General features: G+C 69.9%; 18 protein-coding genes and 1 tRNA gene. 8 read left to right on the top strand and 11 right to left on the bottom strand.

Annotation, left to right across the window (positions count from 1 at the left end; translation table 11 throughout):
• Positions 1 to 23: 23 nt before the first annotated feature.
• A complete protein-coding gene (locus tag YIM_RS38875) occupies positions 24 to 743 on the bottom strand; it encodes an HNH endonuclease (RefSeq protein WP_228004297.1) in 720 nt (239 codons plus the stop codon).
• A gap of 210 nt (positions 744 to 953) precedes the next feature.
• On the opposite strand from YIM_RS38875, the gene YIM_RS38880 reads away from it, so the two are divergent.
• From YIM_RS38880 to YIM_RS38890, 3 genes are all read left to right on the top strand, one after another.
• On the top strand, positions 954 to 1,964 hold the full coding sequence (locus YIM_RS38880) for a mechanosensitive ion channel family protein (RefSeq protein ID WP_153035125.1): 1,011 nt from the start codon (positions 954 to 956) through the stop codon (positions 1,962 to 1,964).
• Between the two features lie 13 nt (positions 1,965 to 1,977).
• On the top strand, positions 1,978 to 2,373 hold the full coding sequence (locus YIM_RS38885; protein ID WP_370469043.1) for a globin: 396 nt from the start codon (positions 1,978 to 1,980) through the stop codon (positions 2,371 to 2,373).
• Positions 2,374 to 2,440: 67 nt separating this feature from the next.
• Positions 2,441 to 4,042 carry a glycoside hydrolase family 13 protein gene (locus YIM_RS38890; protein ID WP_153035127.1) on the top strand — a complete coding sequence of 534 codons (1,602 nt, stop codon included), beginning with the start codon at positions 2,441 to 2,443 and terminating at the stop codon, positions 4,040 to 4,042.
• Positions 4,043 to 4,145: 103 nt separating this feature from the next.
• On the opposite strand, the gene YIM_RS38895 is transcribed toward YIM_RS38890, so the two are convergent.
• Entirely contained in the window at positions 4,146 to 5,543 is a 1,398-nt protein-coding gene (locus YIM_RS38895; RefSeq protein ID WP_153035128.1) for an LVIVD repeat-containing protein, read from the bottom strand.
• 167 nt (positions 5,544 to 5,710) lie between these two features.
• On the opposite strand from YIM_RS38895, the gene YIM_RS38900 reads away from it, so the two are divergent.
• Complete coding sequence (locus YIM_RS38900) at positions 5,711 to 6,379, top strand: DUF305 domain-containing protein (protein ID WP_194239893.1); 669 nt, start codon at positions 5,711 to 5,713, stop codon at positions 6,377 to 6,379.
• Here the strand turns inward: YIM_RS38900 and YIM_RS38905 are convergent.
• From YIM_RS38905 to YIM_RS38940, 8 genes are all read right to left on the bottom strand, one after another.
• Positions 6,367 to 6,648 (bottom strand): hypothetical protein, encoded by a 282-nt coding sequence (locus YIM_RS38905; protein ID WP_153035129.1) that lies wholly within the window; start codon positions 6,646 to 6,648, stop codon positions 6,367 to 6,369. The two genes, YIM_RS38900 and YIM_RS38905, sit on opposite strands and share 13 nt — an antisense overlap.
• A 94-nt stretch (positions 6,649 to 6,742) precedes the next feature.
• On the bottom strand, positions 6,743 to 7,387 hold the full coding sequence (locus YIM_RS38910) for a hypothetical protein (protein ID WP_153035130.1): 645 nt from the start codon (positions 7,385 to 7,387) through the stop codon (positions 6,743 to 6,745).
• Positions 7,380 to 7,805 (bottom strand): thioesterase family protein, encoded by a 426-nt coding sequence (locus YIM_RS38915; RefSeq protein ID WP_153035131.1) that lies wholly within the window; start codon positions 7,803 to 7,805, stop codon positions 7,380 to 7,382. Before YIM_RS38915 ends, YIM_RS38910 begins: the two co-directional genes overlap by 8 nt.
• The gene (locus YIM_RS38920; protein WP_194239894.1) at positions 7,805 to 12,811 is read right to left on the bottom strand and encodes an NAD-glutamate dehydrogenase; all 5,007 of its coding nucleotides are present in this window, start codon (positions 12,809 to 12,811) and stop codon (positions 7,805 to 7,807) included. Before YIM_RS38920 ends, YIM_RS38915 begins: the two co-directional genes overlap by 1 nt.
• Positions 12,812 to 13,063: 252 nt before the next feature.
• Positions 13,064 to 16,129 (bottom strand): hypothetical protein, encoded by a 3,066-nt coding sequence (locus YIM_RS38925; RefSeq protein ID WP_153035132.1) that lies wholly within the window; start codon positions 16,127 to 16,129, stop codon positions 13,064 to 13,066.
• Positions 16,130 to 16,200: 71 nt separating this feature from the next.
• Positions 16,201 to 17,877: an energy-dependent translational throttle protein EttA gene (ettA, locus tag YIM_RS38930; RefSeq protein WP_153035133.1), complete on the bottom strand. Its 1,677-nt coding sequence runs from the start codon at positions 17,875 to 17,877 to the stop codon at positions 16,201 to 16,203.
• Positions 17,878 to 17,951: 74 nt separating this feature from the next.
• Positions 17,952 to 18,410, bottom strand: a complete 459-nt coding sequence (locus YIM_RS38935) for a single-stranded DNA-binding protein (RefSeq protein ID WP_153035134.1) — start codon at positions 18,408 to 18,410, stop codon at positions 17,952 to 17,954.
• A 127-nt stretch (positions 18,411 to 18,537) separates the two neighbouring features.
• The gene (locus tag YIM_RS38940; protein WP_194239895.1) at positions 18,538 to 20,568 is read right to left on the bottom strand and encodes a cytochrome c oxidase assembly protein; all 2,031 of its coding nucleotides are present in this window, start codon (positions 20,566 to 20,568) and stop codon (positions 18,538 to 18,540) included.
• 75 nt (positions 20,569 to 20,643) lie between these two features.
• On the opposite strand from YIM_RS38940, the gene YIM_RS38945 reads away from it, so the two are divergent.
• Entirely contained in the window at positions 20,644 to 21,282 is a 639-nt protein-coding gene (locus tag YIM_RS38945) for a histidine phosphatase family protein (protein ID WP_153035135.1), read from the top strand.
• Here YIM_RS38945 and YIM_RS38950 read toward each other — a convergent pair.
• Positions 21,273 to 22,451 (bottom strand): MFS transporter, encoded by a 1,179-nt coding sequence (locus tag YIM_RS38950; RefSeq protein WP_153035136.1) that lies wholly within the window; start codon positions 22,449 to 22,451, stop codon positions 21,273 to 21,275. The two genes, YIM_RS38945 and YIM_RS38950, sit on opposite strands and share 10 nt — an antisense overlap.
• A gap of 258 nt (positions 22,452 to 22,709) precedes the next feature.
• On the opposite strand from YIM_RS38950, the gene YIM_RS38955 reads away from it, so the two are divergent.
• The 3 genes from YIM_RS38955 (at position 22,710) to YIM_RS38965 (ending at position 24,232) form a co-directional block, all read left to right on the top strand.
• The gene (locus YIM_RS38955) at positions 22,710 to 23,117 is read left to right on the top strand and encodes a peptidase inhibitor family I36 protein (RefSeq protein ID WP_153035137.1); all 408 of its coding nucleotides are present in this window, start codon (positions 22,710 to 22,712) and stop codon (positions 23,115 to 23,117) included.
• A 622-nt stretch (positions 23,118 to 23,739) separates the two neighbouring features.
• Positions 23,740 to 23,816: transfer RNA gene (locus YIM_RS38960), tRNA-Arg, on the top strand.
• A gap of 221 nt (positions 23,817 to 24,037) precedes the next feature.
• Complete coding sequence (locus YIM_RS38965; protein ID WP_153035138.1) at positions 24,038 to 24,232, top strand: hypothetical protein; 195 nt, start codon at positions 24,038 to 24,040, stop codon at positions 24,230 to 24,232.
• Positions 24,233 to 24,352 lie beyond the last annotated feature (120 nt).

The following is a 24,352-nucleotide window of genomic DNA, read 5'->3' on the forward strand; positions in this document are numbered from 1 at the left end:
GCGTTCGAGCGCCCCGGTCGCCCTCAGGCGGCCGGGGCGCCGAGGTACTGGCGCCAGAGCGGATCGGCGTCCGTGGTGTGGGCGAGCAACCGCCAGTGCGGACCGTGCGGCGCCCTCGGGATCACCGGCAGTCGCCAGCCGATCTCGCTGAGCAGCGAATCCGCCTTGCGGTGGTTGCACTTCGTGCAGCACGCCACGCAGTTCTGCCAGCTGTGCTCGCCGCCCTTGCTGCGCGGCACCACGTGGTCGATGGTCTCCGCGCGGCCACCGCAGTACACGCAGCGGTACCGGTCGCGGTGCATCAGCCCGGCCCTGGTCAGCGGCACCTGCGCCCGGTACGGGACCCGCACGTAGGTGCTCAGGCGGATCACCGAGGGCACCGGCACCGTCATGGTCGCCGCGTGCAGGATCAGCCCGGCCGGATCACCGTGCACCACCTCGGCCTTGCCGCAGAGCAACAGCACCACCGCGCGCCGCAGCGGCAACGCGGTCAGCGGTTCGAAGGTGGCGTTGAGCAGCAGCACCCGGCGGCGCCCGCCCAGCGGCGCGACCGGCCCCGAACCCCCCGGATCGCGTCCCTTGCGCTGGCCGTGTACGCGGGTCACACGCCCGCCACGGCTCGGCGGCCCACTGGGCTGGGGTCCGTTCGACCCGCCCGAGTGCGCACAGGACACGACCTCCGGCGCCTGCCCGGCCAATTCCCGGCCCGGCGCGCCGAAGGGGATCGGTTGTCGGTCTGGCACTCGACCACCTCCACCGGTTCAGCCATAGTCGACCACAGATCACACCCATCGCGCACGTGTGTTAGCCGACGTGTCATCGACCGGTACCGTGGTGGCCGGTTCCGGCGACCTCGAGCGCGCGCATCGCCCGCCCTCCCGGAACACTCGCCGGAGCACGTGAAATCCATGTGACGATGAGCGAAACCCACGGAAAAGGAGTACTTCTCAGCCGTGAACGCACTGCTCAGCCAGCAGCCCCCCGACGCGTTACCGCTCTGCGCCCAGGAGGCGGGCAGCTGGTGCCGCTGGGTCTACGACACCACCGGGAACGCGTGGCTCGCCGGTTCGGCGGACTGGCTGATCGAAAAGCCCGTGCGCATCGTGATGATCCTGGTCATCGCGTTCGTCATCCGGCTGGTCGCCCGCAGGCTGATCGACCGGGTGACCACCCTGCCGGAGAACAACGGCAGGAGCGGCAAGCTGCCCGCCATCCTCCGCCCGCTGCGCGAGCGCGCGCCGGAGATCCTCGGCCCGCTGGTGGCCGAGCGCCGTCGTCAGCGCGCCAAGACGATCGGCTCGGTGCTCAAGTCGCTGACCACGTTCCTGGTCTACGGCCTCGCCTTCATCCTGGTGCTCGGTGAGCTCGGCATCAATCTCGGCCCGATAATCGCTTCGGCGGGCATCGTCGGCGTCGCGCTCGGATTCGGCGCGCAGAACCTGGTCAAGGACTTCCTGTCCGGCATGTTCATGATGCTCGAGGACCAGTACGGCGTCGGTGACGTGGTCGACCTCGGTGAGGCCTCCGGCACGGTCGAGGCGGTCGGCCTCCGGATCACCACGGTGCGCGATCTGAACGGCACCGTCTGGTACGTCCGCAACGGCGAAGTGCTCCGGGTGGGCAACTCGAGCCAGGGCTACGCCGTGGCCGTGGTCGACGTGCCGCTGAACTACAACGCCGACGTCAGCCGCGCGACCGCGCTGCTCACCGAGGTCACCGAGGACGCGGTCAAGAGCGAGCCGCTGGCCTCCGACGTGCTGGAGCCGCCCGAGATGCTCGGTGTGGAGGCCGTCACCCCGGAGGGCATGCAGCTGCGGATGACGGTGAAGGTGCGCCCCGGCCGCCAGTGGGCCGTCCAGCGCGCGCTGCGCGCCCGGATCATGAGCGCGCTGGAGGACGCCGGGTTCGAGCCGCCGCTCGGCCGGTTCTTCGGCGGCTCGGCCACGAACAACCAGCAGGCATGATGGAGTGGTGAACGTGACGCCGGAAACGCAGGACCCCCAGACGTTCTACGAGGCCGTCGGCGGTGAGCCGACGTTCCGCTTCATCGTCGGGCGGTTCTACCAGCAGGTCGCCGAGGACGAGATCCTCCGCCCGCTCTACCCGGAGGAGGACCTCGGCCCGGCCGAGGAGCGCTTCCGGTTGTTCCTGATGCAGTACTGGGGCGGCCCGCACACCTATTCCGACCAGCGCGGGCACCCCCGGCTGCGGATGCGGCACGCGCCGTTCAAGATCGGCCCGATCGAGCGCGACGCGTGGCTGCGCGCGATGCGGGTGGCCGTCGACGAGGCGAAGCTGCCCCAGCCTTACGCCGATCAGCTCTGGGCATACCTCGAAATGGCCGCACAGAGCATGATGAACAGCTGGATCTGAGGCCTGGAAAGAAAAAAGCGGACTCTGGTGGACAAGCCCCGTGGTGGAGGTGGAAGGATTGCGCCTCGTGCGCAGAGCTGCCGACAGCAGAACCACCGCGGCGGGCGACGCCCAGTGGTGGCGTGACAGCGTTTTCTATCAGGTGTACGTCCGTTCCTTCGCCGACTCCGACGGCGACGGGGTCGGTGACCTGGACGGAATCCGCAGCAGGCTCGGTTATCTGGAGCTGCTGGGGGTGGACGCGCTGTGGCTGACCCCGTTCTACCGCTCGCCGATGGCCGACAACGGTTACGACATCTCGGATCCCCGTGACGTCGACCCGTTGTTCGGCGATCTGGCCGCCTTCGACCGGCTTCTCGAGGCGGCGCACGCGCGCGGTATCAAGGTCACCATCGATCTCGTGCCCAACCACACCAGCGACCGGCACGAGTGGTTCACCGCCGCGCTCGCCGCGCTGCCGGGCAGTCCCGAGCGGGAGCGCTACATCTTCCGCGAGGGCCTCGGCATCACCGGTGAGCACCCGCCGAACAACTGGGTCAGCGCGTTCGGCGGTCCCGCGTGGACCAGGGTGCCGGACGGCCAGTGGTACCTGCACCTGTTCGCCCCCGAGCAGCCGGATCTCAACTGGGGCAATCCGGAGGTGCACGCCGATCTCGAGCGCACGCTGCGCTTCTGGCTGGACCGCGGCATCGACGGGTTCCGCATCGACGTCGCGCACGGCATGGCGAAACCGCCCGGCCTGCCCGACATGGACCTGCGGGCGGCCGCCGCGGACGCGCTGATCAGCGGGGAGTACCGCGACATCCCCGACCGCCGCTTCGACAACGACGGCGTGCACGAGATCCACCAGATGATCCGCAAGGTGCTCGACGAGTACCCGGGCACGATGGCCGTCGGCGAGATCTGGGTGTCCGACGAGGAGCGCTTCGCCCGCTACCTCCGGCCGGACGAACTGCACCTCGGCTTCAACTTCCGCCTGGTGCTCACCCATTTCGACGCCGACGCGATGCGCGCGTCGATCGAGCGCTCGCTGGCGATCGCCGGCAGCGCCGGGGTGGCGGCCACCTGGACGCTGTCCAATCACGACGTCTGGCGGCAGGTGAGCCGGTACGGGGGCGGTGCGCAGGGCGTGCGGCGGGCGCGTGCGATGGCGCTGGTGGAACTGGCCCTGCCCGGCGCGATCTACCTGTACAACGGCGAAGAACTCGGCCTGGCCAATGTGGACCTGCCGGTGGAGGCGATGGTGGACCCGCGGGTGCGCACGGCGGGCCCGGACGGCGGTCGCGACGGCTGCCGCGTGCCGATCCCGTGGGAGGGCGACGAACCGCCGTTCGGCTTCACCACCGCGGACCGCGCCTGGCTGCCGATGCCGTCGGACTGGGCCGGGCTGACCGTGGAAGCGCAACTGGAGGACGCCGACTCCACGCTCTCGCTCTACCGCCACGCGCTCGAACTGCGGCACCAGCATCCGGCCTTCGACGGTGAAGAGGTCGAGTGGTACGGCGCTCCGGCGGGTTGCTTCGCCCTGCGGCGCAAGCCGGGCGGACTCGTCTGCGCACTGAACACCTCGGCGGCACCGGTGGACCTGCCACCCGGTGAGGTGCTGCTCTCCAGCAGCCCGCTGGTCGACGGCAAGCTGCCGCCCGACGCCGCCGCCTGGCTGGTCTGAACCGGCTGGACGGCTGGACGGCTGGACCGACTCGAACCGGCACTGACGCAAAAGGAGCGGGGCACCCGGCCGGATGCCCCGCTCCTTTGTGCTCAGTCGTCCGTCAGCGGCCGAAGTGCGGCTGCGTCTGCGGGTTGAACTGGTCGTACTTCACGGACTTCGCCGGCGCGGTGGCGCGGTCGCGCACATCGAGCACGTCGAGGCCCTTCTGGATGTCCGACGAGTAGATGTAGCCGTTGTAGTAGTACGCCGACCACGAGCCGCCGGTGATGTTCTGCGTGTTCGACACCGGACCACGCTCCCACCAGGCGATCTCCTTGGGGTGCGCCGAGTCGGTGAAGTCCCACACCGAGATGCCGCCCTGGTACCAGGCCTGCACCATGATGTCGCGGCCCTGTACCGGGATCAGCGAGCCGTTGTGCGCCACGCAGTTCTCGGTCTCGGCCTGGTAGCGCGAGATCTTGTAGTAGCTGCGGAACTCGAGCTTGCGGTCGTCGCCGGAGCCGGTGATGTCGTAGATGCCGTCCGCACCGCGGTTCGGGCCGAACTTCGCGTTGCAGGTGGCCAGGCTGCCGCCACCGAGTTCGTCGGTGAAGATGACCTTGGTGCCGTCGTTGTTGAACGTGGCCGAGTGCCAGAACGCGAAGTTCACGTTGTCCTGCACCCGCTCGATCACCCGCGGGTTGAGCCGGTCGGAGATGTCGATCAGCACGCCGTCACCCATGCAGGCGCCGCCGATCAGGTCCTTCTCCGGGTACGCGGTGAGGTCGTGGCAACCGGTGGTCGCCGAGCGGCGCGTGCCGTCCGGGTTGTCACCGCCGGCGTTGCCACCGTCCGGGAAGAGCACCGGCTCGGCGATCAGCGCCGCGTCCTGCGGAGCCTTGTTCGGCACCTTGACGATGGAGACCTTGTCGTGCGGCGGCTGGCAGTCCGGCAGGTCCGCGGCCGGCGCGTACGACGAGATGTAGAGCAGCGTGGAGTCGGTCTTCTCGTCCGGCACCAGCGTGTGGGTGTGCGAACCGCAGTCGGTCTCGACCGCCGAGACGTACCGCGGGTTCTTCAGGTCCGAGATGTCGAAGACCTTGATGCCCTCCCACGCCGCCTTGTTCGAGGCGGGCAGCGAGGTGCTCTGGCAGGAGTCGTCACTGCGCGAGGAGTCGGTGGAGAGGAACAGCAGGTCACCGACCACCGAGACGTCGTTCTGCGCGCCGGGGCAGAGCACCTGGCTGACGATCTTCGGCTTCGACGGCTGCTTGATGTCGTAGATGACGAAGCCGTCGTAGTTGCCGACGATCGCGTGGTCCTTGGTGAACGCGATGTCGGTGCCGAGCGCGTTCGTGGTGTTGAACGGCGCCTGCTTCGGGATGTTGGCGATCTGCCGGATGTTCGGGCTGTGCACGATCTGGTCGACCGGCGGGATCCCGCTCTGGGCGACGGCGGCGGGAGCTCCGGCCACGCCGGACAGAACGAGCCCGACCGCGCCGGCGGTTGCCACGAACATACGAGAAAGGCGCCGCTTCCGGAAAAACCTGTCCACCATACGGGCTCCCAACTGTTGCTTGTGGACGGAGATTATTCCCTTTCGCGCACATGGTCGATAGCTACTTAAGAAGGTGTCCGGCCCGCGAGACATTGACGAACGGGCGGCCGAGGCGGTTCGCTGGCGCCATGACACGAACAGTGACCGCCGCGATCGCCGCGGGTCTCGCCTGCGTGATGCTGGCGGGGTGCTCGAACGAGCCGGTCCCGCCTCCACAACCCTCGGCGGGCGTGCTGGTTCCCGGCAAACCGGGTGAGAGCGCCACCATGGTCCCGCCCGGTGAAGCCGGGCAGCATCAGCAGAACGTGACGCTCAGCGAAGTCGATGTGAACTATGTCACCAACATGATCCCGCACCACCGGCAGGCGATCGTGATGACCGACCTGGTGGCCGAACGCGCGAGCAACGAGCTGGTACGCGGGGTGGCGGGCCGGATCGACGCCGCGCAGGGCGCCGAGATCGACCAGATGTCCTCCTGGCTGACCGAGCACGGCAAGCCGGTGCCGCCCGAGGACACCGGCGGGCACGCGGGCCACGGCTCGCCCGGTGGTCACGACCACGCCACCATGCCGGGCATGGCCACCCCGGAGCAGCTGGACGCGTTGCGCGCGGCCAAGGGCACCGACTTCGACCGGTTGTTCCTGGAACTGATGATCCGGCACCACGAGGGCGCGCTGACCATGGCCGAGCAGCAGCTCGCCGGCGGGCTCAACGATCGCACGCAGGAGATGGCGCAGGAAGTGATCACCGGGCAGACCGCCGAGATCGAGCGGATGCGCGCGGTTCAGCTCCCGTAGCTCTCGCCACCCGCGCCCGCGTCGAATCCGGCGTCGTAACCGTCCTCGTAGTCGTCGTCCGGCAGCGCGGCGCTCGCGATCCAGCCCACCGCCGCGCCCGCCTGCAGGTACGGCGCGGCCCGGCGCCACCGCGACGGCTTCTCGATCGCCGGCTCCGGGCGCTCCTGCTCGGCGGGACGCTCGGTCCGCCACGGGGTCTCCTCGGCGCGCACGCCGTCGAGGAACTCCCTGGTGGGGTCCGGTTCAGCGGGCTTCTCGCGCTCGGTCATGCCCCTACGATGACACCAGGGCCGTCCCGGATCCACCGGAACGGCCCTGGTAACACCCTCGTAAGAACTCTCGGTGTCCCTCTCGGCGGGCCCCTCAGTGCGCGCCGAACAGCAGCGGCAGCAGGGCGTGCCGCCGCCGCACGATCGCGCCGTAGCGCGCGTCCATCCGCAGCCACGAGTCGGTCGCGGTCACCCGCACCACGTCGTCACTGATCGACGAGTCCAGGAAGCCCATGCCGGACAACGCGAACAGGCAGCGCATCTGGACCTTGACCTCCAGCTCACCGCCGCTGACGGTGAGCACCGCCTGGTCCATCAGCGAAGCGGGCGGATTGCCGTGCGGCCCGGCGTTCTCCCTGGCCAGCGACACCCCGCGGTCGGCGAGATCGGCGACCACGCCGACCGGCAGGTCGTCCACCGGCTGCCACCGCCCGGCCGCGGGCAGCTCCGAGTGCCACAGCAGGTCCCGCGACGGACCGGGGTCCATCCGCTCGCCGCCCGCCACGGTCAGCGCGGCGAGCAGCTCGGACCCGGACACGGTCACGTCGGCCGGGGTGATCTCCCCGGCCACCGCCCTGGTCGCCAGCACGTCGAACGGGGTGGCGACCCAGGCCTCGACGATGCCGGGCGCGCGGTTGCGCAGGCGCACCGCCACCTGTCCGTCCAGCCGGACCGCACGCGCGACGAAGGCGCCGAGCGTCTCGCGGTCCGCCGGATCAGCGATCCGCAGTTCAGGCATCCGTCTCCCCTAATCCGCGCCGCAGGAAATCCCGCTCGTCCTCGGTGAGCCGGCGCGGGCGCTCGGTCCGCACATCGTAGGGCGCGAGCTTGGTCTCCGCGGTCACGGCCACCTTGTCCGTCGCCTCGGGCCCGGCGTGCACCCGGTAGGCGATGGTGAACGAGGAGTACCTCAGGTCGGTCATGGTCATCTCGACCAGGACGTCGTCGTTGCCGACCACCACCGGTGCCCGGTAGTCGACCTGCAGCCGGACCACCACGATGCCCTTCGCCAGCTCGGTCAGCCCGGCCGCGGCCGACTCGCCGAACAGCAGCGGCACCCTGGCCTCCTCCAGCAGGGTGACCATGTTGGCGTGGTTGACGTGGCCGTAGACGTCCATGTCCGACCAGCGCGGCCGGACCAGTGCGCGGTGTGCCATCAGCGGACCGTGCTCCGCATCTGCCGCGCCGCCACCGAAAGCGTCGCCAGGTCGAGCCTGCCGGAGCGCTGGATCTCGTCCAGCGAAACCCGCGCCCGCGCCAGGCGCGAGGCGTTGGTGTGCTCCCACTGCTCGATCTTCTGGTCCGCGGTGTCGTCGGAGTCGCTGTGCCGCAGCGCGTCCAGGGTGATCGCCCGCAGCGACGCGTACAGGTCGTCCCGCAGCGCCAGCCGCGCCAGCGCGTGCCAGCGGTTGCCCCGCTCCAGCGCGCTGATCGAGGTGAGCATCTTGTCCACGTTGAGGTGCTCGGACAGCGCGTAGTACAGCTCGGCGGCCTCGGCCGTGCTGCGCTCCACGTCGATGCCGACCTCCTGCTCGGCCAGTTCGGCGACCTCGGTGACGTCCAGCAGGCCGTAGGTGTGCAGCAGCGCCGCCACCCGCCTGGCCACCGACTCGGGCACGCCGTGCGCGGTCAGCCGCTCGACGTCCTCGCGGACCGACTCCGCTTCACGCCCGCGCAGGAAGCCCTCGACCTGGGTGGCCAGCTGGGCCACCGTCTCGCCGAAGCGGTTGATCTCCGCGCCGACGGCCAGCGGCTGCGGCCGGTTGGTGAGGAACCAGCGCGCGGCCCGGTCGAGCAGGCGGCGCGTCTCCAGCATCATCTCGTCGGCGACGTCCGACGGCACGAGGTTGTCGAGCGCGTCGATCTCCCGCCACAGCGACGGCAGGTCGTACACCGAGGTGACCACCGCGTAGGCGCGCACGGCGTCGGTCGCGGTCGCGTTCATCTCCTCGTTGAGCCGGAACGCATACGACAGGCCCGCCCCGTCGACCACCTCGTTGACCAGCAGCGTGGTGATGATCTGGCGGTGCAGCGGGTGGTCGGCGATCGCGTCGCCGAAGCGCTCCCGCAGCGGCTTCGGGAAGTAGTCGGGCAGGCGCCTGGCGAACACCTCGTTGTCCGGCAGCTCGCTGGCCAGCAGCTCGTCCTTGAGGTCGAGCTTCACGTGCGCGAGCACGGTGGCCAGCTCGGGCGAGGTGAGGCCCTTCTCCTCCTTCTCGAGCCGCTTGAACTCCGCCGGGCTGGGCAGCGCCTCCAGCTTGCGGTCGAGCTTGCCGTCGGCCTCCAGATCGGCGATCAGCCTGGCATGCACCGAGACCATCGGCGCCCGGTGCGCCCGGCTGACGCCGAGCACCGCGTTCTGCCGGTAGTTGTCCGCGAGCACCAGCTCACCGACCTCGTCGGTCATCTCCAGCAGCAGCTGGTTGCGCTGCTCGCGCTGCAGGCTGCCGGCCGCGACCTGCTGGTCGAGCAGGATCTTGATGTTGACCTCGTGGTCGGAGCAGTCCACCCCGGCCGAGTTGTCCAGCGCGTCGGTGTTGATCTTGCCGCCGGCCCTGGCGAACTCGATCCGGCCGAGCTGGGTCAGGCCGAGGTTGCCGCCCTCGCCGACCACCTTGACCCGCAGGTCCTGGCCGTTGACGCGGAGCGCGTCGTTGGCCTTGTCCCCGGCGTCGGCGTGCGATTCGGTCTCGGCCTTGACGTAGGTGCCGATGCCGCCGTTCCACAGCAGGTCCACCGGGGCGAGCAGGATCGCGCGCATCAGGTCGGCCGGGGCCAGCTTCTGCACGCCTTCGTCGAGGCCGAGCACCTCGCGCACCTGCGGGGTGATCGGAATGGTCTTCGCGGCCCGCGAGTAGATGCCGCCACCGGCGCTGATCAGCGACCGGTCGTAGTCCTCCCACGAGGACCGCGGCAGGTCGAACAGGCGGCGTCGCTCGGCGTAGGAGCTGGCCGCGTCCGGGTTCGGGTCCAGGAAGATGTGCAGGTGGTTGAACGCGGCCACCAGCCGGATGTGCTCGGAGAGCAGCATGCCGTTGCCGAACACGTCCCCGGCCATGTCGCCGATGCCGACGACGGTGAACTCCTCGCTCTGGGTGTCCACGCCCAGCTCGCGGAAGTGCCGCTTGACGCTCTCCCACGCGCCCTTCGCGGTGATGCCCATGGCCTTGTGGTCGTAGCCGACCGAGCCACCGGAGGCGAAGGCGTCGCCGAGCCAGAAGCCGTAGCTGATGGCCACCTCGTTGGCGATGTCGGAGAACTTCGCGGTGCCCTTGTCCGCGGCGACGACCAGGTAGCTGTCGTCCCCGTCGTAGCGCACCACGTCCGGCGCGGGCACGGTCTTGCCCTCGTTGAGGTTGTCGGTCAGGTCCAGCAGGCCGGAGATGAACATGCGGTAGCAGGCGATGCCCTCGTTGAGCTGGGCGTCGCGATCGATCCCGGCGTCACCGGTCGCGGCGGGCGGCCGCTTGACCACGAACCCGCCCTTCGCGCCGACCGGCACGATCACCGCGTTCTTCACCGCCTGCGCCTTGACCAGGCCCAGGATCTCGGTGCGGAAGTCCTCCCGGCGGTCGGACCAGCGCAACCCGCCGCGCGCGACCGAGCCGAAGCGCAGGTGCACACCCTCGACGCGCGGCGAGTAGACGAAGACCTCGAACTTCGGCCGCGGCTCCGGCAGGTCCGGCACGCCCTGCGGGTCCAGCTTGAGCGCCAGGTACGGCCGCGGCACGCCGTCGGCCGACTTGACGTGGTAGTTCGTCCGCAGCGTCGCCCCGATGACCGCCATCAGCCGGCGCAGGATCCGGTCCTCGTCGAGGCTGACCACGTCGTCGATCAGGTTCGCGATCTCGGCGGCCTTCGCGGCCGCCTCCTGCTCGCGCTGCTCGGGGTCGATGCCGAGGTCGAACCGGGTCTCGAAGAGGCTGACCAGCGCGGTCGCGATGTCGGTGTGCGCGAGCACGGCGTTCTCGATGTACTCCTGCGAGTACGGGCTGCCCGCCTGGCGCAGGTACCGCGAGTAGGCGCGCAGCACGGCCGCCTGGCGCCAGGTCAGCCCGGCGCGCAGCACCAGCGCGTTGAAGCCGTCGACCTCGCACTCGCCCTTCCAGGCCGCGGCGAACGCGTCCTGGAATCGGGTCCGCAGGTCTTCGACTTGGTCCTCGCTGATCTCGTCGAGCGCGCGCTGGTCCATGCGCAGGCCGAAGTCGTAGATCCACGAGCGCGAGCCGTCCTCGCGGTTCAGCTCGTACGGCCGCTCATCGACCACCTCGACGCCCATGCGCTGCAGCAGCGGCAGCACGGTCGACAGAGTCACGCCCTGGCCGAGCAGGTACAGCTTGAAGCGCCGCTCCCCCGGCTCGGCGTCGTCGGGCAGGTAGAACGACATCGCCAGGTCGTCCGGACCGGACAGCGACGCCAGACGGTGCAGGTCGGCCAGCGCCTCTTCGGCGGAGTAGTCCTCCTTGTAGGCCTCGGGGAACACCGAGGCGAACCGCTGGCCCTGCTCGGCGGCCGACTCCTCGCCGCCTGGGCCCGCTTCGCTGTCGCGCGTGCGGCGCTCGGCCAGGATCGCCTCGACCATGAGGTCGTCCCAGCTGCGCACGGCGTCGTTCAGGCGTTCCTGGATGCGCAGGGTGTCCGGCTCGGTCCGCGCGCCCTGGTCGGTGTGCACGGTGAAGTGCACCTGGGCCAGCAACGTCTCACCGACGCGCGTGCTGAACTCGAGGTGCGTGCCGTCGAGTTCGTCGAGCAGGACCTCCTGCATCGCGACGCGCGAGCGGGTGCTGTAGCGATCGCGCGGCAGGAAGACCAGGCACGAATAGAAACGGCCGTACGGGTCGCGGCGCAGGAACACCCGCAGACGCCGCCGGTCGGCCAGGGTGATCGCGCCGGTCGCGGTCGCGTAGAGGGAGTCGACGTCGGCGGAGAACAGGTCCGCGCGCGGCCAGTTCTGCAGCACCTCGAGCATGCGCTGCCCGGAGTAGGACTCCATCGGGAATCCGGCGCGGTGGATCACCTCGCGCACGCGGCTCGCGACCACCGGGATGTCCAGCACGTTCTCGTGCAGGGCGGTGGTGGTGAACATGCCGAGGAACCGGTGCTCGCCGGTGACGCGGCCCTTGTTGTCGAAGGTCTTGACGCCGACGTAGTACGGGTAGATCGGGCGGTGCACGGTCGAGGGCGCGCTGGCCTGGGTGAGCACCAGCAGCGACGGCTCCAGCGCGACCGCGACCGAATCCGGCCCGGCCGTCAGGCTTCTCGCCGCGAGGCTGTCCTGGCGCAGCACGCCCAGCCCGGAGGCCAGCACCGCGCGCAACGCGGGCTCGTCGCCTTCGACGGTGGTCGCCTCGACCAGCTCGTACTGCCGGTAGCCGAGGAAGGTGAAATGCCCGTCGGCCAGCCAGCGCAGCAGCTCCGCGCCCTCGCGCACCTCGGCGGCGGGCAGCGACGGCGGCTCGTTCTCCAGCCCGGCGGCCAGCGACAGCGCGGCCTCGGCCATCTTGTCGGCGTCCTCGACGACCTCACGCACGTCACCGAGCACCGAGGTCAGCCGGTTGTCCAGCTCGCGGGCGCGCTGCGGGTCGGTGATGCAGTCGATCTCCAGGTACATCCAGGATTCCGCGGCGGCGCCCTCCGGCGGCTCGGCCACGTCGGCGCCCGCGTGCACCTCGCGCAGCTCGCCGGTGATCTCCCGGCTGACCACCACGATGGGGTGCACGATGCGCTGCACCTGCACCCCGGTGCGCGCCAGCTCGGCGGCCACGGAGTCGACCAGGTACGGCATGTCGTCGGTGACCAGCTGGACCACGGTCGCTTCGCGGGTCCAGCCGTCCTCGGCGGTGGTCGGGTTGAGCAGCCGGACCACCGGGCGCCCCGGCACGCGCTCCTGCGCGAGCTGGAGGTGGGTCCGCACCGCGCCGACCAGGTCCGCCGCCTCGTCGTCGACGATTTCTTCGGCGGGGGTGTGCCGGAAGTACAGCCGGATCAGGTCCTCGATGTCCGGCGCGAGCGCGGCGGCCGCGTCGACGAGCTCGTCCCGGATCTGCTCGGGGCTGGCCGAGCGCCGCTGGCTCGCGCGCTCGGAGCGGTCCAGCGTGGTGCTGCCCGCTCCGGGCGGGTTGGAGGCCCCGCCAACGCTGATCGAAGACGCCGTCGAACTCATTGCAGGCAACTCTCCCGTTCCCGACACCACGCTGTGTCTCTCGCTCGCCCCAGTATGGGCATTACGTGGCAAGAAAATACTGCCTTCACCAGAAGCCGGGACGACCGCCATCGGCGGGGAAACGACCGTTCCCCGGCCGGGGCTGGCGGCTTCGATTCAGCCTTCGATTCAGTTCGTGGCAATAACGACGCCCGGTGAGCGAAAGCACACCGGGAACTGGCAGGGCCCCTAGCTTCGATCAGGCGGCTTCGATCAGGCTTCGCCACCGGCTTGGCGGCGCCCGTGGTCGTATTCGCCGCGGCGCGAACTCCCGTTCACCGGCTGAGCCGCTTCATCGTCGGACTGCGTGCCGAGCCGCTTCACCAGCGCCGCGGCACTCGACGTCCCAGCACGGTGCTCGGCGAGCGCCAGCGCGAGCAGCTCGGCCAGCCCGGCGTCCGGCGGCGGATCCTCGGCCGGAATCACGAAGTCGGCAGGCGGCGCGGGTGGCGTGTAGTCCCCGTTGGTCAGGTCGTAGTTGGTTTTGCCGTACTCCGAGGTGTACTCGTCGACCGGCGCCAGCGACGGTGGCAGGCGCAGCTTGGGCAGCCAGCCCTCCTCCTGCGCGGGCTTCTCGGGTTCGGGCGTGGCCACCGGTTCGGTCCGGGGCGCCGCTGCGGCCGCTTCGGCGGGTGGCTGCTCCACCGGCTTGTCCCCGGCGCGGCGCCGCCCACCGCCGGAGCCGGACGCGGACACCCCGAGCCGGTCCAGCACCGACCGAGCCGCCACCGAGCCGTGCTCGGCGTCGTGCCGCGTGGTGATGTGCGGTTCTTCGCGCCGCTCTTCGCGCCGCGGCGCAGCCTCCGGCTGCGACACGTTCGTCATCGCCGGCAAGCGCTCCTCCGGCTCAGCCGCCGGCGGCGGCGCCAGCAACGGCTCGGGCGCAACCTGCCGATAACGCGGGGGCTCGGCCGCAGCCTCATACCGCCCACCCGACGGCTGCTGCCCGTACTGCCCAGCCTCGGCGGTTTGCGCATACCGAGCCGCCTCGGAGGACTGCGCATACTGGGGCGCTTCCGCCGAAGCCTGCGCGTATTGGGGCGCTTCCGCCGCAGGCTGCACATACCGAGGTGCCTCGGCTGCGGGCTGCGCGTACTGGGCTGCCTCCGCCTGGGCATACCGAGCCGCTTCACCCGCGGGCTGGGCATATCGGGACGCTTCCCCCGCGGACTGCCCGTACTGAGCCGCTTCAGCCGCGGGCTGTGCATATTGGGACGCTTCCGCCGCGGCTTGCGCGTACCGAGGCGCCTCGCCAGCAGACTGCGCATACTGAGCCGACTCCGCCGCCGGCGCATACTGAGCCGCCTCTGCCGCGGGCGCATACCGAGGTGCCTCAGCCGCAGGCTGCGCATAACGAGACACCTCGGCGGCGGACTGTGCGTACTGACCACTCTCAGCCTGCGCATACCGAGATGCCTCGCCCGCGGGCGGTGCGTACTCGGCAGCGGGCTGCCCATACCGGGACGACTCGGCGGAGGGCTGCGCATACCGAACTTGCTCAGCCGCAGGTTGCGCATACCGAGCCGCGTCCGCCGCAGGCTGTGCATATTGGGGCGCTTCCGCCGCAGCTTGCGTGTATTGGGGCGCTTCCGCCGCAGGCTGCGCATACCGAGGTGTCTCGGCTCCGGGCTGCGCGTATCGAGACGCCTCGCCAGCCTGCGCGTAGTGAGCAGCTTCAGCTGCGGGCGGCGCATACCGAGGCGCCTCGCCAGCGGCCTGTGCGTATTGGGCTGCGTCCGCTGCGGGCGGCGCGTATTGAGGCGCCTCCGCGGCGGGTTGTGCGTACCGAGCCGCGTCCGGCTGGGCGTATTGGGCCGCGTCGGTTGCGGATTGGGCGTAGCGCGGGGCCTCAGCCGCGGGCTGGGCATAACGCGCCGCCTCCGCAGCGGGCTGCTCGTACTTCGCCGACTCGGGCGGTCGCTGCTCGTACCGCGCCGGCTCTTGCCGTGGCTGTTCGTACCGCGCCGCTTCGCGCTGTGGCTCGTAGCGCGGCAGGTCGATCTGCGTCAGTTCCTCCGGCGCGAACTGCGGCGCCTCAACCCGGACAGGCTGCTTCGCGCGCGCGGCCGCCTCGCGCTGCGGCTGCGGGCGGGCGACCTCCCGCACCTGCACCAGCTGAGCCGGAGGCGGCGTCGAGTCGGTGATCCGCGGGATCACCGTGGTTTCCATCCCACCGGACGTCCGCGGCGAGCGCGCGAGCACATCGGTCAGGTCGACCGGCGCCTGCTCTCCACCACCGAACTCACCGCTGAGCACCGCGCACGCCTGCCGCCGCATCCGCAGGTGCACCTGCTCGGCCGCCCGCGAGCGCCGCAGGCATTCGAGTGCATCGGCCGGCCTGCCCAGCCGCTCCTCGACATGTGCCAGTTCCAGCAACAGCTTCGCGGTCAGCGAGTGCAGCCCGTGCCGGTCCGCGTCGTAGACCGCCTCGCGCAGCAGCAAACCGGCGGCCTCGGGCGCACCGGTGCTCAGGTGCACGCGCGTCGCCACGGCCAGCCGCAGCCAGCTGGCCGGGCCGATCACCCCGGCCCGCGGCGGCGATTCGAGCACCGGCTCGGCGAGTTCGAGCGCCATCTCGATGTTGCCGCGGTCCAGCAGGGTGCAGACCAGCTGCAACACCAGCCGAGCCCGGGCCAGACCGCCATCCGCCGACGGATCCCGCAATTGCTCGATGAAGCCGAGCCCGGTGCGCGCCGCGTCGGCGGCCCCGGTCAGGTCGCCGTGCCTGCGGCGATGCCCGGACATGCCCACCCGCACCAGCGAACGCATCACCAGCCGCGAGTCACCGTCGGAACTCTCGTCGGACAGGCACAGCCGATCCGCTTCGAGCAGCACCCGGTCCAGTTCCTGCTTCCGGCCCAGCTGAGCCATGCAGCCCACCAGATGGCACAACGCCGTGGCCCGCTCCCCGGGCGTCAACTCGGGCTCCGCCAGCACCGGACGCAACAGCGCCAACCCGGTCAACGGCATCCCGACGCTGCGCGCGCACACCGCGAGATCGGTCCGCAACCGCGCCGAGAGCAGCGAGTACCCGAGGTGCTCGGCCGACCGCAGCGCCGCCACGGCCCGCGCCGTCACCGGAGCACGATCACCCAGCCGGACCCGTGCGTAGACCACCAGCGACTCCGCGCGCAGCCACGCCTGATCCGAGCGGGCGGCCTCGGCGAGCGAAGCCGCCCGCTCGCCGAGCACCAGTGCGAGTTCGGGCGCGCGCAACCGCAGGTCCGAGGCCCGGTCGAGAAGTTGCTCGACCGGCCGGATCTGGTTGCTCGCTACCACGGCACTCTCCGGTCGGTTGATCGTGGCGGTCGGGCTCGCCTTGTGCGGACTTCAGGCCTATCACGAACCACTCAGTCGCGGGTCAGCTTCCGGTGGGTGACCCGGTGCGGACGAGCCGCCTCCGCGCCCAGCCGCTCGATCTTGTTCTTCTCGTAGCCCTCGAAGTTGCCCTCGAACCAGAACCACTTCGCCGGATTCTCGTCGGTGCCTTCCCAAGCCAGGATGTGCGTCGCGACGCGGTCGAGGAACCACCGGTCGTGCGAAATCACCACGGCGCAGCCGGGGAACTGCTCGAGCGCGTTCTCCAGCGAACCCAGCGTCTCCACGTCCAGGTCGTTGGTCGGCTCGTCCAGCAGGATCAGGTTCCCGCCCTGCTTCAGGGTCATCGCCAGGTTCAGCCGGTTGCGCTCACCGCCGGAGAGCACGCCGGCCGGCTTCTGCTGGTCAGGTCCCTTGAAGCCGAACGCGCTGACGTAGGCCCGCGACGGCATTTCGGTCTGCCCGACGTGGATGTAGTCGAGCTTGTCGGACACCACCTCCCACACCGTCTTCTTCGGGTCGATCCCGGCCCGGTTCTGGTCCACATAGGACAGCTTGACCGTCTCGCCGATCTTGACGCTGCCCGAGTCCGGATCCTCCAGCCCGACGATCGTCTTGAACAGGGTCGTCTTACCGACACCGTTCGGGCCGATCACGCCGACGATGCCGTTGCGCGGCAGGTCGAACGACAGGCCGTCGATCAGCACCCGGTCGTCGAAGCCCTTGTTCAGGTCGTTCACCTCGACGACCACATTGCCCAGCCGGGGCCCCGGCGGAATCTGGATCTCCTCGAAGTCGAGCTTCCGCGTCTTCTCCGCTTCGGCCGCCATCTCCTCGTAGCGGTCGAGACGGGACCGCGACTTGGTCTGCCGCGCCTTGGCGTTGGACCGGACCCAGTCGAGTTCGGTCTTCAGCCGCTTGGCCAGCTTCGCGTCCTTCTTGCCCTGCACCTCGAGCCGTTCGCGCTTCTTCTCGAGGTAGGTGGAGTAGTTGCCCTCGTAGCCGACCACGCGGCCACGGTCGAGCTCCATGATCCACTCGGCGACGTTGTCCAGGAAGTACCTGTCGTGGGTGACCGCCAGGACGGCACCGGGGTAGTTGGCCAGGAACTGCTCCAGCCACAGCACGCTCTCCGCGTCCAGGTGGTTCGTGGGCTCGTCGAGCAGCAGCAGGTCCGGCTTCGACAGCAGCAGCTTGCACAGCGCCACCCGGCGGCGCTCACCACCGGATAGGTGGGTGACCTCCTCGTCCGGCGGCGGGCAGCGCAGCGCGTCCATCGCCTGCTCGAGCTGCGAGTCCAGCTCCCAGGCGTCGGCGTGGTCCAGCTCCTCCTGGAGCTTGCCCATCTCGTCCATCAGCGCGTCGCTGTAGTCGGTGGCCATCAGCTCGGCGATCTCGTTGAAGCGGTCCAGCTTCACCTTGATGTCGCCGAGGCCCTCCTCGACGTTGCCCCGGACCGTCTTCTCCTCGTTCAGCGGCGGCTCCTGCTGCAGGATGCCCACCGAAGCGCCCGGCTGCAGGAACGCCTCGCCGTTGCTCGGCTGGTCGAGTCCGGCCATGATCTTGAGAACGGTGGACTTACCGGCACCGTTCGGGCCCACCACGCCGATCTTGGCGCCGGGGTAGAAGGCGGTGCTGACATCGTCGAGAATGACCTTGTCCCCGACGGTCTTGCGCACCTTTTTCATGGTGTAGATGAACTCGGCCATGCTAGCGATCGTAGAGCCGTCGTACTGACGCCTCGACGCCGGTCACCTCGGGGCGCGCTGAGCTGATAAGCGAGTCATGCCGCGCTCATCCCCTCTCCGGGGGAGAGTGCCCTGCTCACCTCCCCTTCTCCGTTCTCCTCCCACAACGGCACCGCCTGCTCCGGTCTGCCCCTGCGGCGGACCACGGCACCGCACCGGCTCAGGTTCGGCCCGATCGCGTAGGCCTCAAGTTCGAGTAGAGACCTGCTCTGCCCGTCCTGGTTGTACTCCCGCGTGTACAGCTTTCCGGAGACGATCACCGGGTCCCCTTTGACGAGGCTTTCCCCGACCGTCTCGGCGAGCCGTCGCCAGCAGGTGACCCGCGCGGTCAACTGCTTGCCGTCGACCCACTCCGCGGTCTCCTTGTCCCGTCTGCGCTCGTTGCTGCGCACCCAGAAAGTCACCACGTGGTGCCCACCGTCGCCCACCTTGCGGGTGCTCAGCTCGCTCAGCACCGTGCCCACCAGCGTCACCGGGGTTTCTCCGACAGCCATCGCTACTCGCCCTCCTCGTGCGGTTCGTCCGTGCTTCCAGGATGCGGGGAGAACGGAGACCGCGGGCGGGCCGAGCGGGATCTGTGGACAACAGGGGTCGATGTGGACAACTGGACCCTCTACGGGCCTAGTCCCTTGACGACCTGCCTTCTCCGCGTTCTGACAACTGCTTGAGCATCGCGTTGTACGCGGCCAGATCCGCTTCACCGGAGGCATCGGACGCCCGGTCCGACCGCTTGGCCTCGCGCTCGTCCGCCCGCGCCCACTGGACCAGCAGCGCCACCAGCACCAGCAGCACCGGCACCTCGCCCGCCGCCCACGCGATCCCGCCGCCGAGCCGCTGATCGGTGAGCAGATCACCGGCCCACGGCAGCTTCAGCGCCTGGTAGAAGGGCTCCCCGAGCACCGTCTGCGTGTTCATCAGGATCACCCCGAAGAACGCGTGGAACGGCATCGAAGCGAACATCATGCCGAGCCTGCCCAGCGGCGGCATCCGCCGCGGCGCCGGGTCCACCCCGATCACCGGCCAGTAGAAGACGTAGCCCGACAGGATGAAATGGGCGTTCATCAGAAGGTGCGCCCAGTGGTAGTTGAGCGCGGCGCCGAACAGCCCGGAGAAGTACAGGATGTAGAACGAGCCGACGAACAGGACCAGCGCTACCACCGGATGGGTGAGCGCCCGCGAGATCGGCGAGTGCACGAACGCCAGCAGCCATTCACGCGGCCCCGGCGGGCCGTCCTTGCCCGCCGGCGGCAGCGCGCGCAGCGCCAGCGTGACCGGCCCGCCGAGCACCAGCAGCACCGGGATCACCATCGACAGCAGCATGTGGCCGCCCATGTGCACGCTGAACATCGCCGGCGAGTACCGCCCGATCCCGGACGAGGTCGCCACCAGCAGCACCGCGCACCCGGCCAGCCAGGCGACCGTCCGGCCGACCGGCCAGGCGTCGCCGCGCTGCCGCAGCCGGCGCACGCCCAGCAGGTAGACCACGGCGAGCGTGATCGCGAGCGTGCCGAAGACCAGGTCGAACCGCCAGTCCAGCAGTAACCGGAGCACGGTCGGCGGGCCGCCGAGGTCGTAGCCGATGAGCAGTTCGGTGTTCGACGGCTGGCTCGTCACCTCCTGCGGTGGCGGCGTCCTGGCCAGCGCGGTGGCCAGGCCGATGGTGACGAACATGATCAGGATCTCGACCGACGCGAGCCGCAGCAGCTGACCGCCGCCCGCCCCGTCGACGAGTCCGCGGATCCCGCGTTGCCGCTGTTGGTGCCCGAACACCCCGAGCACCAGCAGGCCGACGACCTTCGCCAGGACGAGCAGGCCGTAGTCGGTGGTCAGCAGTTCCGCCGGCGCCACCCGGATCAGCGCGTTGACCACGCCGGAAACCGCCATCACCACCCAGCACACCAGCGCGAGCCGCGAGAAGCGCTGCGCGGCCAGCGACAGGTGCGTGCCGCGGCGCCAGCCCAGTGCCAGCAGGGCGATCAGGCCGCCGACCCACAGCGTGGCGGCGACGAGGTGGAACAGCAGGCTGTTGGTGGCCACGTCGTGCGCGCCACCACTGGCCGAGTGCCCGGTCACCGCGACCGGCACCAGTCCGCCGACGGCCAGGAAGAACAGCGTCGCGGTCCAGCCCCACGACAGCGCGAGACGGCAGCCCAGTGCGAGCAGCAACGCGATCAGCGCGGTGAACACCCACGCCTTCGGCTGCTCGATCGCGTCGACCATCTGCAGCAGTGCCTGCGGGTCGAGCAGTTCGGTGACCGGGCGGCCCGCGGCGTCGGCCGCGGAGAAGTAGATGGAGGCCACCGCGGCGAAGAACCAGCACCAGGCGGCTATCCCCGCGGTGCGCAGTGCGGCGTAGCCCTCCGGGCCGAGCACGCCCGACTTCTGCGGCGGCACCAGGAACGCGGCCAGCAGCAAGGACCCGACGCAGACCACGGAGGCGGCTTCGGACAGCACCCTGACCACCGTGATGCCGTACCGCGTCACCACTCCGGGGTCCGCCAGTCCGGTGATCACCGAACCGGCACCGCCGGTGAGCGCGACCAGCCCGGTGCCGACCAGCACCGCGAGCAGCACCCCCACCGTGATCAGCGGGCCGACGTTACCTCGTGAAACCTGGGGCTTGGTGGTGGTCACGGTGGAGTCTTCGGGCACGATATGAGCGTAAGTGCAACGCTTCGAGGACAACCATCCGCCATCTGCTCGCCCGCGGCCCGGCAAGATGGCGGAGTGCGGATCATCCTGCTGCGTCACGCCGAGTCACTGGGCAACGTCGACGAACTCGCCTACACGCGGATCCCCGACCACGCTCTGCCACTGACCGAAGCCGGTCGCGAGCAGGCCAGGAGGACCGGTCCGGTGATCGCCGAACTGGCCGGTGACGAGCCACTCGCGGTCTACGTGAGCCCGTACCTGAGGACGCGCGAAACCCTGCGGCTGCTGGACCTGCCGACCGAGCGGGTGGTGCACGAACCGAGGTTGCGCGAACAGGACTGGGGCAATCTCCAGGAGGCCGACGGGCAGGCCGTGCAGAAGCGGTTGCGGCACGAGTTCGGCCACTTCTTCTACCGGCTGCCGTTCGGGGAGTCGGGTGCGGACGTCGACGACCGGGTCGCCGCCTTCCTCAGCGAACTGGAACTGCGACGGCCCGATCCCCTGCACCCCAGGTCGGTGCTGGTGGTCTCGCACGGGCTGACCATCCGGCTGCTCTGCCGTCGGCTGTTCGGCTGGAGCATCGAGCTGTTCGAATCGCTGTCCAACCTGGGGACCTGCGAGCACCGCGTGGTCGAGCTGGTGGACGGCAGATGGAAGCTCGACCGGCCGTTCCAGCAGTGGCGCGACTCCCCGGACGGGGCGGTTCAGCAGTAGCTCCGCTCCCGTTCACGCCGTCCTGCGCGCAACGCGGCCACGGTCGCCGGGGCGATCATCGCCGCGACCAGCGCGACCACGACGAACGACGTGGACAGCGAGGTCAACTGCGCGATCCCGCCGATGACCGGGGGCCCGGCGAGGAAACCGGTGTAGGCGACCGAGGTGACGAAGGCGATCTCTCGTTCGCCACCACCGCCGTCGGCGCGTTTGCCCGCCTCACCGGCGAGGCCGAGCGCCACCGGGAACGACGCGGCGAGACCCGCCCCGGCAAGCGCGAACCCGGCGAAGCCGACGATCGGCGAGCTGACCAGCGCGGCGGCCAGCAGCCCGATCGCGGCGAGCAGGGCGCCCCCGGCGAGCACTGGGCGTTCCCCCAGTTTGGTCTGGAGCAGGCCGCCGCTCAGCCGCGCGATCGCCATGGCCAGGGAGAACCCGGCGTAGGCGAGCGCGGCCGGGCCCTCGGCGATGCCGTGCTCGGCGACCAGGAGCAGCGCCGACCAGTCCGAACTGGCGCCCTCGGCGATCGCGGAACACAACGCGATGGTGGCGAGCAGCCACAGCACCGGCCGCTTGATCGGGGCCACCGCCGAGGTCCGCTTCGCGCGGGTTTCGTGGTGTGGTTTGACCCCTGGCAATGCCTTGACCACGGCGAACAGCACGAGGATCGCGAAGATGGCGGCCACCGCGAGCTGACGCGCGGGCGTCCAGCCGTGTGAGGCGGCCAGCCCGGCGAACAGGGCGCCGGTCAGCGCGCCGAAGCTGAACCCGGCGTGGAACACCGGCATGAGCGGCTTGCCCGCCCCGCGTTCGACGAACACCGCGGCCACGTTCATCGACACGTCGAGCACGCCGATCGCGGCGCCCAGCGCGAACAGCGTGATCCCGAGCCAGAGGACGGACGTGGTCAGCCCGAGCGCGGCCAGCACCAGCGCCGCGGCGACCGTGGACAGGGCCATGACCAGGCGCGCGCCCAGCCACTCCACCAGGCGGCCGGTCACCGTGGCCGCGAGCAGCAGCCCGACGCTCGCCCCGAGCAGGGCGAGCCCCAGCGAGCCGGGCACGGCGCCGACCTGCTCGGTCAGCGCGGGCACCCGTGGTGCCCACGAGCCGAGCGCGCAGCCGTTCAAGGCGAACACGACGAACACCGCGGTACGTGCGCTGACCATCCCACTCCTCCCTGCGGAACCTGTTGCCCCAGAGTGACTTAAGCGCTTCAGAAAGTCCAGCGCGATTCGCCGTTAGCACACCCACCCGCCCCCGGCAATGCCCAATTGCGCCCCTGTGGATATCCCCGACCCGACCGGGTGACGATTCCCCAGTTGTCCACAGATGCCCTTTTCCCTGCTGACAAAGCCCACCCCCACCGGCCATCGTGGAGTCATCACCAATTCCACCGGAAAATCCGGGAAAGCAGGGGGAAGAAAATGACCAGGACCATCAAGTCACTCCGTTCGCGACTGCCGAAGATCCTGTTGCTGGCGTCGATCGGCGTATTCGGCATGAGCAGCCTCGCGCACGCCTCGTCACCGGTACCGCAGGAGCCGGAGAAACAGCAGGTCACCTGCCAGAAGGGGGAGTTCTGCGTCTGGACGGAGGAGCACTACGGCGGGGACGTGGAGCGCATGGACCTGCGCACGGTGAATCCCGAGGAATGCGTTCCGCTGCTCGCCGACTTCACCGCCTATTCCTTTGTCAATCGAATGGATCGCATGGTGAGCGTGTACCAGGGCGAGGACTGTTCCACCGAGGGCGACTTCACCACCTATCCGGGCGGTGGCACCTACGTTCCGCAGGCTCCGTTCACCGTCCGCGCCATTCAGGTGTGGAACTGATCCCGATCGAAGCTCCCGCGGCACCCCCGCCCCAGGGGTTGCCCCGCCGCGGGTGAACCCCGGGCCGCCGACCCCGAACAGCGGCCCGGAGTGGCCCGCCGGCAGCGCGCCGTCTCGACTCCGTGATGCGCGCCGGCGGGGCCCGACCGAGCCCCGGCGGAAGGAGGCCCCGTTCGCGTCCCCCGCATGCGAACGAGCCGCCGGGGCCCGGCCAGGGTGATCTTGCTCTCGCCCGATGGGGCGCACGGTGTGTCGCCGATCGACCGTCGACCGTAGCCAACGGCGGAATATCGGCCACCCACCCGCGTTCCCGCGGCGTCGTGAATTCGGTTAATGTTTGCCAATAGGGAGCACGTGCTCGAAAATTGCACGCAGCCCAGCCAGCGGACCATCACCCGCACGGACAGGAGATCGCGATGCCCCACCGCACCGGCCGCGACCTCCGAAGACAGCTCCGACCAGCGAGAACCTAGTTCTCGAGCACTCCAGGAGCCGACGGGCATCCACCCGCTCGCGTAGTTCGTGCGACCACCCTGAAACGATTCGACTGCATCGAACGATCGAGAGAGTGGCGGCGACTAAGCTACTGGCGTGCACGAGGCCAGCAGTGGCATCGACGCAGGCCCTCGTAGCTCAGCCGGATAGAGCAAGAGCCTTCTAATCTCTAGGTCGCAGGTTCGAGTCCTGCCGGGGGCACCACCGGAGGGGAGAGATGCCGGGAACGGCATCCTCCCCATGCCACCTACTGCCGTTGACGGCAGCGCCTTCTCCACCTTCACCGTGGCCCGCCATCAGCGGGCAAGCCGACGACGGCCTCGTCCGTCGCGCCGTACCTCAGTGCCGTCGTTGATCGGATTGCCTCGAACGGCGGCCGAACACGCCCGAGTCCGATCACACTCCGTAACCACAAGGAGACTCCCGTGGACCAGATGGACCCATCAGCCAACCGCCGGGCGCAGAACCGCACCGCGCGGCCGGCGTTCGACGAAGCCCGGCGCGCGGGTCTCGCGCAGCGGCGCCTGCGCAGGCTCCAGTACCTCAGCCGGCACCCGCAGACCGTGGTGCACCTGCCCCCGCTCCCGGCCGAAACACCCGACCACTCGCCCGCCGCCTGACCTGCCGTTAAACCTTCGGCAAGCCATATTCGCGCAATTGTCTTTTCCGCCCGTGCACGCAAAAGGAATGAACTCGGTGAATTCCAGGTAAAGCGGACCTGGTGCACTGGGAGCGGATAG

This window comes from Amycolatopsis sp. YIM 10 (genome assembly GCF_009429145.1).
Classification (GTDB): domain Bacteria; phylum Actinomycetota; class Actinomycetes; order Mycobacteriales; family Pseudonocardiaceae; genus Amycolatopsis.